Raw genomic sequence first — 13,190 nt, 5'->3', positions numbered from 1 at the left:
GATGACTGATAAGAAACTGAGTGGTGCCGGACTGCGTGGACAAAGCGCTGGAGAAACGGCACTGAGTACCGTAGGGAAATCCGGTTCGGGCCTGACCTACCGCGGCTACGATGTAAAAGATCTGGCGGAACATGTCAGTTTTGAAGAAGTCGCTTATCTGATCCTCTATGGTGAACTCCCCAACGTGGCGCAGTTGGCAGCCTACCGCAAAAAACTCAAGGGCTTGCGCGGTTTACCACAAGCGTTGAAAGAAGTGCTGGAACGCATTCCCGCCAGTTCCCATCCCATGGATGTGATGCGTACTGGTTGCTCTATGCTGGGCAATCTGGAGCCGGAAAAAGATTTTAGTGAACAGCAGGATGTGGCCGATCGCCTGTTAGGAGCATTCCCGTCCATCATCTGCTATTGGTATCGCTTCAGCCACGATGGCGTGCGGATTGAGACTGAAACCGACGACGAGCAGATTGGCGCACATTTCCTGCATCTGCTGCATGGCAAAAAACCAGCACCGCTGCATGCTAGAGTGATGGACGTGTCGCTGATCCTTTATGCCGAGCATGAATTTAACGCCTCAACCTTCACCGCACGGGTTTGTGCCTCAACCTTGTCGGATATGTTTTCCTGTATCACCGGTGCTATTGGTTCATTACGTGGCCCGCTGCATGGTGGTGCTAACGAAGCGGCAATGGAACTGATCCAGAACATGCGTGATGAAGAGGATGCCCGCGCAACCTTACTCGGCAAACTGGAGCGCAAAGAGAAGATCATGGGTTTTGGTCACGCCATTTATCGTGAGTCAGATCCCCGTAACGCCATTATCAAGAGCTGGTCTGAAAAGCTGTCGAAAGCGGTCGGTGACGAACGGCTCTACAAGGTATCGGTTGCCTGTGAAGCACTGATGTGGCAAGAGAAAAAATTGTTCTGTAACGCTGACTTTTTCCATGCCAGCGCTTATCACTACATGGGCATACCGACCAAGCTGTTTACCCCCATCTTCGTTTGCTCACGCCTGACGGGATGGGCGGCACACGTGATGGAACAACGTTCCAACAACCGCATTATCCGCCCCAGTGCCGATTATGTGGGCGTCGCGCCCCGTGAAGTTCCGCCAATCGAGCAGCGTTAATCCGGCCAATCTTAAGGGTGATTGCGGGCCCAGTGCCCGCACAGCTTAACTGACTTACGGGTGGAAGCACCATGAATACAGCATTCCGGGTGCCGCTAAACGGCACTTCTCTATCATACTATGATGCAGCAGCGGCGGTTGACGCCATCAAGCCAGGTGCGTGGGCAACACTGCCATATACTTCACGGGTACATGCCGAAAACTTGGTGCGCCGCGCCGATCCGGCCAAACTTAACGAATACCTGTCACAGTTAATTGAGCGTAAACGTGAACTAGATTTCCCTTGGTTTCCAGCACGCGTCGTCTGCCATGACATTCTTGGTCAAACAGCATTAGTAGACCTTGCCGGGCTGCGTGACGCCATTGCGGCCAAAGGCGGTGACCCGTCCAAGGTGAATCCGGTCGTTCCCACCCAGCTGATTGTCGATCACTCGTTGGCGGTTGAACATGCCGGATTTGAAGCCGATGCCTTTGAAAAAAATCGCGCCATTGAAGATCGTCGCAACGAAGACCGCTTTCATTTCATCAACTGGTGTAAGACAGCGTTTCGTAACGTCGATGTGATCCCGCCGGGCAACGGCATCATGCACCAGATCAATCTGGAACGGATGTCGCCAGTGATCCATGCCAAAGATGGCGTCGCTTTTCCTGACACCTTAGTCGGCACCGACAGTCATACCCCCCATGTGGATGCGCTCGGCGTGATTGCCGTGGGGGTTGGCGGTTTGGAAGCCGAGAGTGTTATGCTGGGGCGCGCATCCTGGATGCGGCTGCCAGATATTGTTGGCGTGGAACTTAGCGGCAAACCGCAACCGGGCATTACCGCCACCGATATTGTGCTGGCACTGACCGAATTTTTGCGCAATGAAAAAGTGGTGTCGGCGTATCTGGAATTCTTCGGTGAAGGCGCTGCCCATCTGACCCTAGGCGATCGCGCCACTATTGCCAATATGACACCAGAATACGGCGCAACCGCCGCGCTATTCGCCATTGATCAGCAGACACTGGATTATCTACGCCTGACAGGCCGCGACGAGCAGCAAGTACAGTTGGTCGAAACTTATGCCAAACAGGCGGGTCTGTGGGCCAATACCCTGCAAGATGCCCAGTATGAACGGGTGCTCAAGTTTGACCTCACCAGTGTCGGTCGTAATATTGCCGGACCATCCAACCCGCATAAACGTGTCGCCACGGCTGATCTGGCCGCTAAAGGCATCAGTGGCAAAGTGGAGCATCTGGACAATTTAATGCCAGATGGTGCGGTGATCATCGCTGCCATTACCAGTTGCACCAATACCAGCAATCCGCGTAACGTTATTGCCGCCGGCTTGCTGGCCAGAAATGCTGTGAATAAAGGGCTGGTGCGCCAACCTTGGGTAAAAACCTCGCTGGCTCCGGGCTCCAAAACGGTAGCACTGTATCTGGAAGAATCGGGGTTATTGCCTTACCTAGAACAACTAGGTTTTGGTATCGTCGCCTTTGCCTGCACCACTTGCAATGGCATGAGTGGCGCGCTGGATCCGAAGATTCAACAGGAGATCATCGATCGCGACTTGTATGCTACGGCCGTGCTTTCTGGCAACCGTAACTTTGATGGCCGTATTCATCCCTATGCCAAACAGGCATTTCTGGCCTCGCCACCACTGGTAGTAGCTTATGCCATCGCCGGTACTATCCGTTTTGACATTGAAAAGGATGTACTCGGCACCGATGCAGAGGGGCAGCCCGTAACACTCAAAGATATTTGGCCAGACGATGCCGAGATTGATGCCATTATCCGTCAATCGGTAAAACCCGAGCAGTTCCGCAAAGTGTATGAGCCGATGTTCGACCTGAAAGTCGAATATGGCGAACATATCAATCCGCTGTACGACTGGCGGCCAATGAGTACCTATATCCGCCGTCCGCCTTACTGGGAAGGCGCGCTTGCTGGTGAGCGCACCTTGAAAGGGATGCGACCACTGGCGGTATTAGGTGACAATATCACCACCGATCATTTGTCACCTTCCAACGCGATTTTACCTAGCAGTGCCGCCGGTGAATACCTATTAAAAATGGGCTTACCAGAAGAAGATTTTAACTCTTATGCCACTCATCGCGGTGATCACCTGACCGCACAACGGGCGACATTTGCCAACCCGAAACTGTTCAATGAAATGGTCAAGGACAGCAACGGCAAAGTGATTCAAGGCTCCTTGGCACGCATTGAACCGGATGGCAAGCAGGTACGGATGTGGGAGGCAATTGAGACCTACATGCAGCGCCAGCAACCTCTGTGCATCATTGCTGGTAAAGACTACGGTCAGGGGTCTAGTCGTGACTGGGCCGCCAAAGGCGTGCGGCTTGCAGGCGTCGAAGCCATTGTGGCAGAAGGCTTTGAACGCATCCATCGCACCAATCTGGTGGGTATGGGGGTTTTGCCATTGCAGTTCCTGCCTGGCATAAACCGCGACACCTTAGGTATTGATGGCAGCGAGACCTTTGATGTTCTTGGCGAGCGCACACCCGGTACCCAACTGACATTGAGGCTACACAAACAAGACGGCAGCACCTTGGAAGTACCAGTGCAATGTCGGCTGGATACCGCAGAAGAAGTGGCAATCTATGAAGCTGGTGGCGTATTGCAGCGTTTTGCTCAAGACTTTTTACAGGAGCAGGGGCAAGCGTAATGGCTAAAGTACAGATTAAAATTCCGGCCACTTACATGCGTGGCGGCACCAGCAAAGGGGTGTTCTTCCGGTTGCAAGACTTACCGCCAGCAGCACAGCAACCGGGCACTGCTCGTGATGCGCTGCTATTGCGGGTAATTGGCAGCCCCGACCCATATGGCAAACACACCGATGGCATGGGTGGCGCAACGTCCAGTACCAGTAAAACCGTCATCCTCAGTCGCAGCCACAAAGCTGAACATGATGTGGACTATCTGTTTGGTCAGGTGGCTATCGACAAACCCTTTATCGATTGGAGCGGCAACTGCGGCAATCTCACCGCAGCGGTTGGTGCCTTCGCCATCAGTAACGGCCTAGTTGCCCCAGAACGCATCCCCGATAACGGCATCTGTAGCGTGCGCATCTGGCAGGCCAATATCAGCAAAACCATTATTGCCCATATCCCCATTGCCAACGGCCAAGTGGTCGAGTGCGGCGATTTTGAACTCGATGGTGTGACTTTTCCTGCGGCAGAAGTGCAGATCGAATTTCTTGACCCCGCCGACGATAGCGATGGTGGCGCAATGTTCCCCACCGGCAATCTTGTTGATGAGTTGGAGTTACCAGATGATTTGGTTGCTGGCGGCAAACTAAAAGCCACCCTGATCAATGCGGGGATCCCGACCATTTTTGTCAACGCCGCGGATCTAGGTTATAGCGGTACAGAATTACAAGACGCCATCAACGGCGATGCTAACGCGCTGGCACGTTTTGAGTTACTGCGGGCCTATGGCGCTATTAGAATGGGGCTGATTGAGACAATCGAACAGGCCCAGGCCCGTCAACATACGCCGAAGATTGCCTTTGTTGCGCCACCCGCCAATTACACCGCCTCCAGTGGCAAAGCAGTCAATGCTAGCGAAATCGACCTGCTAGTTCGCGCCTTATCCATGGGCAAATTGCACCACGCCATGATGGGCACGGCCGCCGTTGCTATTGCTACCGCCGCCTGTATTCCAGGCACGCTAGTCAATCTTGCAGCTGGTGGTGGTGAACGTGGACAAGTACGTTTTGGCCATCCCTCCGGCACGCTAAGAGTGGGCGCTGAGGCCCAATGCAATAACGGCCATTGGCAAGTCAGTAAAGTGATTATGAGTCGCAGTGCCCGGGTACTGATGGAAGGTACGGTGCGAGTGCCTGAATACTATCAATCCTTAACCGAGTTCTAAAGCAAAAGGCCTTGCTTCCTCCCCTTCCGGCAAGGCCTTTTTTATCCCCTGCAAAAGTAGGCAGTTTCCTATGGTTTGTTATAGGATATGTAACTCATAATCTATAACAATGTTACAGGCTACTCTTGCGTAAACTCCTGAGCTTACTCATGCTGCTGTTTAGCCTCGGAGGGTTATCCACTCCGTTGCCAGCGGTGACTTTGTCACAGCTCAGGTTTGAGCACATCAACAGCCTCAATGGCCTGCACCAAAACAGTATCTATTCTTTATTTGAAGATAAGGGCGGTATGTTGTGGATCGGCACTCAGGACGGTCTACAGAGCTACAATGGTACCGATTTCAACCTATTCCTGCATGATCCGTTTCGTAATGACAGCCTCAGCGACAGCTTTATTACCGATATCGTTCAAAGCAGCGATGGCACCATCTGGGTCGGTACTTATAGCGGCGGAATAAATCTCTTCCAACCAGGAACCGGCAATTTCCGCCGTTACGGTGCCGAGCAAGGGTTGAAAAGTCTCCAGGTGGTCGAAATGGCCACCGTAGGAGAGCAGCTATGGGTGGGCACCACACAGGGGCTGTATCGTCTGAGTAATGATAAAAGTCGGTTGTTGCCAGTAGCCGTCGGTCAAAGCGCATTTCCAGTGGTCACCAGTCTGCATACACTGGATGCCAATAGTCTGTTTATATCCACGGCAGATTCAGGAGCGTATATTTTCCGCGCTGGGCAGTGGTTGCCCGTCATGCTACCGCCCGGTAAACAGCAGGTGCGTCAAGTAAGCAGCGCCCCAGATCACAGCATCTGGCTAACCAAAGGGGATAGTCTGTGGCACTACCCCAGTTTAACGGCTGCACCAGAGCTGATATATCAGCTACCACATAGCAATCAGATTATTCACGATATCGCCTTTGTGTCTGCCGATAATATCTGGTTAGGCGGTGACGGTAGTGGGCTGATTAATCTGCAGCGTAAAGAAGGGAAATGGCACGACAGTATTTACCGCTATAGTCCATTCGATGCCAGCGGGCTGAGCGATAACGACATATTCAATCTACTGCTGGATAAGCACGGCAACCTCTGGGTCGGAACCCGCTATTCAGGGCTCAACCGCATCAACATTACCCGGCAGTATTTTGCGCATATCTACAACCAGCAAGACCCTTTCAATCAACAGCATTTTAATAATTTCCGCGCTATTTTTCGCGGCAGCGACGGCAATCTGTATTTGGGGACCAACAATGCAGGGCTGTTTAGACTTGATAATGCTGGACATTTTCATTCCTATAACGCCCAGTTTGCCAAGGCGTTGAATATTGCTCCACAGATGCTGCATCTGCGCATCATGGACATCGCTGAAGATAACGAACATCAACTTTGGCTGGCCACCAGCAGCGGCCTAGCGAAGCTGACTCTGGATGGACAGCTAACGGTATATGCTGAAACTACCCAATTGGGATTTATCCGGACATTGACCATAGATGCGCAACAACGTCTGTGGTTTGGTGCCGGTCGGCAGTTATATCAGTTTGATCGGCAAACTGCCAAAGCCACAGCGCTTACAGCGGCCAATAACATCCTTCCCGCTAATGACGAACCGCAACAGGTTATTCTCAATGTCAAAGCTGACCCGGATGGCTTGTGGGTCAGTACCATGATGGGGGCTTATCATTTTAACCCTGACAACGGCGAAAAGCTGGTCATTCCCGGTAAAGACCTGCCTCATCCATTTGTGCGTGATGTACTGCGGACGCAGGACGGTAGTATCTGGTTGGCGACCCATGGCGGGTTAAGTCGCTATTATCATGGCAAACTCACTCATATTAGCCAGCAGCACGGGTTGCCTAACAACACCATCTATGCACTTGCTGAGGATCATCGTGGCTATCTCTGGTTTAGCAGCAACTCAGGTATCAGCCGTCTAGACCCAAATAGTTATGACATTGAAAGTTTTAATGAAAACGAAGGACTACAGGCCCTAGAGTTTAACGGTGGTGTGCGCTGGCAGGATAAAGACGGTAGCATCTGGTTTGGTGGCATTAATGGTTTGAATCACTTTTATCCAGCTGACATTCCGCCTCGGCGTGACAACATTCAGATTTCGTTGGCAGCCTGGCAACTCGGTGCCATACATTCGCCTTATTATCGCCTCGATAAGAGCCATCAGATCACCCTACCTTACAGCGATAAGGTGCTGACCTTTGAGGTTACCTCCAACGATTTCAGTTACCCTGGTCATGACAATTTCAGCTTTTTTCTGGAAGGACAAGACAGCAGTTGGACACCACTGCGCAACCAGCATGTTGTCAGCTACACCAACCTGGCACCTGGTCATTACCGTTTATGGGGCCGTTATCAACTGGATGGCAATCGCCTTGAAGAACCACAATTGCTGGCAGATATTCTTATCCAGCCCCCATATTATCGCACTATATGGGCTTACTTTACCTATGTAGTACTCGCAGCATCATTACTGGGATTGATGACCCGCCATTACTTCCAGCAACGTTACCACGATCAACGCATTCAACAAGAGATAAACGCTTCGGAGAAACGATTGCGATTAGCCCTGCTGGGTTCAGGTGGCCGCATGTGGGATTGGCAACTCAAACAAAACCGCCTGTATATCACCAGCCAACAAGATGGTGATGAATACAGTGAAGAGATTGACCGTCAGCAGTTCTATAAGCAGGTACATCCCGATGATTTACCCAGAATCACTGATGCCCTACAGCGCTATATCATCGGTGAAACCCCTTTTTATGAAGCCGAATACCGCCTGAAAAATAGTGATGGTAACTGGAGTTGGGGGCTTGATCGCGGTAAGGCGGTGGAATGGGATAAACAGGGTAATCCCGTCCGAATGGCAGGAACACTCACCGACATTTCGTTGCGAAAACGCCAAGAAGATCAACTGCGTTTGTCATACCAAGTGCTGGAAAGCATGAATGAAGCGGTGGTGACGACCGATCTGGACTATCGGGTGATTGATGTTAACCCCGCCTTTACCCACATCACCGGTTTTACCGAAAAAGACATCAAGGGGCGTCCAGTATTGTTTCTGACGCGCGGTCTTTATCCACGCAGCTTTTATCAACAAGCAGAATCTGCAATGTTACATCACCGTAGTTGGGCAAGAGAGATGCAAATCCATACCCACCGCGGCAAACTCCTGCCCGTATGGATGGAAGCTAACCAAGTGCTGGACGCTTCTGGTCACACCAGCCATCTGGTGATGGTGTTCAACGACATCACCGAGCGTAAAAAAGCGGAAGAAGACCTGCGACTGATGGCTAACTATGACCAACTGACCGATCTGCCCAATCGCACTTTATTTCAGGATCGGCTGCAACACGCATTGGCGCAAGCCACTCGCAGCAATACCAAAGTAGCACTGCTGTTCCTCGATCTCGATCGTTTCAAAAATATCAATGACACCCGTGGTCATCAGGTGGGAGATCAGTTGCTTGCTGCGGTGGCCGAGCGTTTACGGCGCGTGATCCGCGAAGGCGATACCGTCGCGCGTATCGGCGGTGACGAGTTCACGATTATTCTCGAAGGTGTGCACAAAACCAAAGCTGCCACGGTTATCGCCGAAAAAATTACTGAAACGTTGAAACAACCGTTCGCGGTAGGTCAAACGGTGCTGGATATTACCACCTCCATCGGTATCAGCATGTTCCCTGACGATGCCGACAATACTGAAGAGTTGTTAAAGTTTGCCGATACCGCCATGTACCACGCTAAAGCGATGGGGCGGAACAACTTCCAGTTCTACACAGCCTCGATGAATCAAGCCGCTGTCAGACATATGCAGCTGGAAAGTGGCCTGAAACAGGCCCTGACAAACAATGAACTGCACTTGGTATATCAGCCAAAATATGAAGTAAAAAGCGGCAAGCTTACCGGGATGGAAGCACTGTTGCGCTGGCACAGCGAAAAAATTGGGCAGGTGTCGCCAGCAGAATTTATTCCGTTGGCAGAAGAAACAGGCATGATCAACACCATAGGTGTTTGGGTGCTGCAACAGGTGTGTCAGCAACTGGCCTTATGGCGCCAACAAGGATTACAACTAATACCGGTTGCCATTAACCTTTCGGCCAAGCAACTGAATAATTATATTGTAGATGAAGTAACACGGGCGTTGACGGCCTGTGAGTTACCTGCCGAATTGCTGGAACTGGAGCTAACAGAATCCGCCGTGATGCAGCATCCAGCGGAATCTATCGCCATTCTGGCACGCCTGGAAGCATTAGGTTTGACGCTAGCGGTTGACGACTTTGGTACCGGTTACTCCAGCCTTGCATACCTCAAGCGCTTCCCCATCCACACCCTCAAGATTGATAAAGAGTTCGTGCGTGATATTTCAGATGATCCGGAAGATGCGGCAATCACCAGTGCTATTATCGCCTTGGCCCACAGTCTCGACTTGCAGGTTGTCGCAGAAGGGGTGGAAACACAAGAGCAGTTAAATTTCCTCGCCGATCATGATTGTGACCAAGTACAGGGATATCTGCTGGGCAAACCTATGCTGGTGTCAGAGTGCAGCAAGCTGCTTCAACCCGCCGTGCAACCATAAAAAACGCGGTAATTACCGCGTTTTTTACAACAGGGCAGACGCTTAATGGCCTAAATGCGGCACCGGTTGCAACCAGCCAGCTGGAGCCTTGCGCTCACCACGCTGTATGGCAGTGTATACCTCGTAGATGTGCTTAACATGCTCACCCACCTTACCATCGCCAACGTTAAGACGCCGACCATCTTCGAAAATATAGGAACCGACCGGTGATACTACCGCTGCAGTACCAAAGCCACCCGCTTCAATAATGTCACCGGTTTCAATGCCTTTAATGAAGTCGTCCAGTCGCACCATTTCCTGACGCACCGGATAGCCCAATTCAGCAGCTAGCTCAATGATGGACTGCGACGTGATTGAACGCAAAATGGTGTCTGTAAACGCTGGAATAACCACAGTGCCATCTTTCAGAATATGGAAGTGATTCATTGCCCCAGCTTCCTCGATGTACACATTGTTGTTATCCAGATACAACACCTGTGATGCCCCAACTTCTTTCGCGGCACGACCAGCGCGCAGTGACGCAGCATAATTACCAGAAGCCTTACTAGCGCCGGTACCACCAGGAGCCGCACGGTGATAATGAGTGCTGATCAGCAGGCTGATTGGGCTCAGACTGGCACCATAGTAAGCACCGCTAGGACTCAATACGACACAGAAAGTGTATGAGGTTGACGGGCTGACGGACAGGCGATCTTCTGTTGCAAAAATAAACGGCCGGATATACAAGCAAGCACCGTCCTGCATAGGAAACCACAGGCGATCGGCATCGATCAGCGCGTTGATTGCCTGTAGTTGCATCTCTTCTGGCAGATAGGGAATGCACAGGATATCGGCGGAACGATTCATCCGTTCTGCGTTCTTGTTGATACGGAACGTGTAAATCTCACCGTCCTGATGCATGAAGGCCTTAGCACCTTCAAAAATTGACTGCCCATAATGGAGCGCTACAGCACCTGGTGCGACTGAGAAAGGACCATATGGCACTATACGCGGATCCCGCCATTCACCGTCGTAATAATCCATCAAAAACATATGGTCGGTACGCAACCGGCCAAACCCGACATTTCCCTCCGGACGGAACTGCTCCTGGCGGCGTTCTGCGGCAGGTTTTAACTGATACTTGATTTCCATTTTGCACTACCTTGACTATTGTTCAAGCAGACTAGGAAGCGCGACCGCGAAAGTCAATAGGCATCGGGGATTGCAAGCGATAACAAATAGATTTTTTTATCATCGGCATTAACACCATGCAGCAATGAGCCATTTGCCACGCCACACTTGCTACGAGTGCCGTTTGATGCCGCTGAATGTTAACGATTTCTCGGCTCACTTATCGATATGTTGCCAATTATTGGCAATTCCGTACGGTTTTTCGGCAATTACCCAGAGGTTACTATTCGTCAGTCGGCCTGCACTGTAGAATCAACTGACATTTACTACAGACCGGAAGGACTTTCCCCATGAGCCTTGAATTGTTGTCCAAACTGGAAGCCAGTATCCAGAATGCACTGGAACAGATCGAATTGTTAAAACTAGAATTGGATGAAGAAAAACAGAAGAACCTGTCACTCAGCGAGCAGAACCAAGGGCTGCAGCAGGAACTCAATACTTGGAACGACAAAGTCTCTGGCTTGGTAGGACTGCTCACTGATAAAGTAGAGTGATTATACCGATGACGCCTCATGCGTCTGTTGATCCAATAGCTGGTTGAGTTCAATGACCGCCTGCTTCACTTTGGGCAGGCCTTTTCCCGGTAGCAGAAAACGTCCTCTTTCAAATTCAAGCCGTCCAAGATCTTTCACCCAGACCGCACCTTTTAGAAAAATCCGCGCATGTTTAGCGATGAGTTTAGGAGCATAAACGGGAAATACGCGCACGGGACCTCCTTCTTCATTTTGTTATCTGACCCTATGCTTGGACAAGCAGCCGCCCTGCGGAGTTTCATCTGCCCAGCGTTTTTTTAGTGCCCGCGCAATGTGTATGTGAAAAAATAAATAAAATCAATGATTGCCAATTTTTTGACGCCGCGATATATTATTGACGTTACTCAGGGTAAAAACTGAGCCTCTGGCTCTAAATCCGTACGTCTCTTTATGAGAAGTACGGTTTTTTTTGCCTGTAATTCCAGATGCTCGGCTGCTCCTTTGCGAAACAGCAGAAAAAAACTGGGCACCTAGGCTAATGCCGATCGCTTTAAGTAATTGAACGATCTTGAGCAGACTTCATAATCGGCCTCAACATTGTTGAGGCCGATTTTTTATGTCCGAATTTTCTAAAGAGTTGCAGATTACCGCCGAGTTTTGCCAAGAGTATCATCTCAACGCCTTTGCTAAACATATTCCTCTAGCGTGGGTGGAAGAGGCGGTTAAACAAACAGGCAGAGCTTCTGTCCGTAAGCGCCGTTTCCCTGCTGAGCAAGCAGTATGGCTTGTGTTAGGGATTGGTCTATTACGAGACCGCTCTATTCAAACGGTTTGTGACAGACTTGAACTTGCGTTCCCTGATGCCAAAGGCGAACTTCCTCCGTTGGCGACAAGTAGCATCATTAAGGGCAAAGAAAAACTGGGCTTTGAACCCATGCGTTATCTGTTCAAGCTCACGGCGGCTCAATGGGATAAGCAAAGTGAATTCGCGCAGTGCTGTGGTTTGAAACTGATGAGCGTGGACGGAACGTACTTCAAAACGCACGATACTGAAAGTAATCGTACCTTTGGCTATGCTCAAAAATCTGCGTCATTTCCTTCAGTGCTTGCAGTCACATTGATGTCCACTAAAACACATTTAGTCTCCGATGCGGCTTTTGGCCCTGTGACAGAAAGTGAAATCTCTTATGCACAACAACTTGTCGGCTCTGCACCAGAAAACTCTTTAACGCTGTTTGACCGCGGCTTTATGTCCGCAGAACTCTTTTCAAGCTGGCAAGGCGGTGGCGAAAATACCCATTGGCTCACGCCCATTAGATATAACATTCTGGCGTCGTACAGCGATTATGAGCACCTCATTGAAATGCCTGTTTCACCTCAAGCACAAGCGCAATATCCCCATTTAGGAAAAACCTGGAAAGCGAGGCTTGTGCTCATTCCATCACCGAAAGGCGAGATAAAAGGATTTATCACGTCTTGCTTATGCCCAGAGACATATGCGTTAAAAGAACTCGTAGATGTTTACTGGCAACGCTGGGAAATCGAACGTGGTTATGGAGAGCTGAAACAATATCAACTGGTGAATAAACCGCTGCTGAGAAGTCTTAAGAGTGATGGGATATACCAGGAGCTTTGGGGAATACTGACGTCATACAACATTATTCGCCTAGAAATGGCTGAAATGGCCAAACAACATCAAGTGGAGCCGTTACGTATTAGTTTCGTCAATGCGCTTTATCTGATACAGGATGAGTTTATTTGGTCAGATACTGGAGCCCCGGGAGCAATTCCTAAGGCACTGAAAACGCTTAGAGATAATGGTAAGCGGCTAATTTTGCCAGAGAAAAGGAAAAGACAGCCTTACCCAAGAGCCGTATTAAAAAAAGCGGCGAAATATCCTTCACGCTCTAGAGATAAGAATGCCACTCGCTCTTAAGCGAGTGGCGTTAGGCACCTAGGCCCGGTTT

At 50.5% G+C, this 13,190-nt stretch carries 8 protein-coding genes; 6 read left to right on the top strand and 2 right to left on the bottom strand.

Annotated elements, in window-relative coordinates:
* Position 1: 1 nt before the first annotated feature.
* The 4 genes from prpC to J3L11_RS04990 all read left to right on the top strand — a co-directional run bounded on the left by prpC (position 2) and on the right by J3L11_RS04990 (position 9,580).
* Positions 2-1,126, top strand: coding sequence for a 2-methylcitrate synthase (gene prpC / locus J3L11_RS05005; RefSeq protein WP_207570325.1), 1,125 nt, complete (start codon positions 2-4; stop codon positions 1,124-1,126).
* Positions 1,127-1,197: 71 nt separating this feature from the next.
* Entirely contained in the window at positions 1,198-3,795 is a 2,598-nt protein-coding gene (gene acnD, locus J3L11_RS05000) for a Fe/S-dependent 2-methylisocitrate dehydratase AcnD (RefSeq protein ID WP_207570324.1), read from the top strand.
* Positions 3,795-5,003 (top strand): 2-methylaconitate cis-trans isomerase PrpF, encoded by a 1,209-nt coding sequence (gene prpF, locus J3L11_RS04995; protein ID WP_207570323.1) that lies wholly within the window; start codon positions 3,795-3,797, stop codon positions 5,001-5,003. The genes acnD and prpF overlap by 1 nt, the downstream gene beginning before the upstream one ends.
* Positions 5,004-5,152: 149 nt before the next feature.
* Entirely contained in the window at positions 5,153-9,580 is a 4,428-nt protein-coding gene (locus tag J3L11_RS04990) for an EAL domain-containing protein (protein WP_207570322.1), read from the top strand.
* Between the two features lie 42 nt (positions 9,581-9,622).
* Here the strand turns inward: J3L11_RS04990 and J3L11_RS04985 are convergent, their stop codons facing one another.
* Positions 9,623-10,711, bottom strand: a complete 1,089-nt coding sequence (locus J3L11_RS04985; protein WP_207570321.1) for a branched-chain amino acid aminotransferase — start codon at positions 10,709-10,711, stop codon at positions 9,623-9,625.
* A gap of 329 nt (positions 10,712-11,040) precedes the next feature.
* Between J3L11_RS04985 and zapB the strand changes: the two genes are divergently transcribed.
* A complete protein-coding gene (zapB, locus tag J3L11_RS04980; RefSeq protein WP_207570320.1) occupies positions 11,041-11,244 on the top strand; it encodes a cell division protein ZapB in 204 nt (67 codons plus the stop codon).
* On the opposite strand, the gene J3L11_RS04975 is transcribed toward zapB, so the two are convergent.
* The gene (locus J3L11_RS04975) at positions 11,245-11,457 is read right to left on the bottom strand and encodes a DUF1107 domain-containing protein (protein ID WP_133040085.1); all 213 of its coding nucleotides are present in this window, start codon (positions 11,455-11,457) and stop codon (positions 11,245-11,247) included. It lies immediately after the preceding gene.
* A gap of 382 nt (positions 11,458-11,839) precedes the next feature.
* Between J3L11_RS04975 and J3L11_RS04970 the strand changes: the two genes are divergently transcribed.
* Positions 11,840-13,159 carry an IS4 family transposase gene (locus tag J3L11_RS04970; protein ID WP_207570319.1) on the top strand — a complete coding sequence of 440 codons (1,320 nt, stop codon included), beginning with the start codon at positions 11,840-11,842 and terminating at the stop codon, positions 13,157-13,159.
* The last annotated feature ends 31 nt before the right edge of the window (positions 13,160-13,190 follow it).

Source organism: Shewanella sp. 4t3-1-2LB, assembly GCF_017368415.1.
GTDB lineage: Bacteria > Pseudomonadota > Gammaproteobacteria > Enterobacterales > Shewanellaceae > Shewanella > Shewanella fodinae.
This window is presented reverse-complemented; position numbering and strand designations above follow the sequence as displayed.

Excerpts from the sequence above, each read along its gene's own strand:
- acnD (WP_207570324.1), top strand. The coding sequence starts at position 1,198 with ATGAATACAGCATTCCGGGTGCCGCTAAACGGCACTTCTCTATCATAC.
- J3L11_RS04990 (WP_207570322.1), top strand. The coding sequence starts at position 5,153 with ATGCTGCTGTTTAGCCTCGGAGGGTTATCCACTCCGTTGCCAGCGGTG.
- prpC (WP_207570325.1), top strand. The coding sequence starts at position 2 with ATGACTGATAAGAAACTGAGTGGTGCCGGACTGCGTGGACAAAGCGCT.
- prpF (WP_207570323.1), top strand. The coding sequence starts at position 3,795 with ATGGCTAAAGTACAGATTAAAATTCCGGCCACTTACATGCGTGGCGGC.
- zapB (WP_207570320.1), top strand. The coding sequence starts at position 11,041 with ATGAGCCTTGAATTGTTGTCCAAACTGGAAGCCAGTATCCAGAATGCA.
- J3L11_RS04985 (WP_207570321.1), bottom strand. The coding sequence starts at position 10,711 with ATGGAAATCAAGTATCAGTTAAAACCTGCCGCAGAACGCCGCCAGGAG.
- J3L11_RS04970 (WP_207570319.1), top strand. The coding sequence starts at position 11,840 with ATGTCCGAATTTTCTAAAGAGTTGCAGATTACCGCCGAGTTTTGCCAA.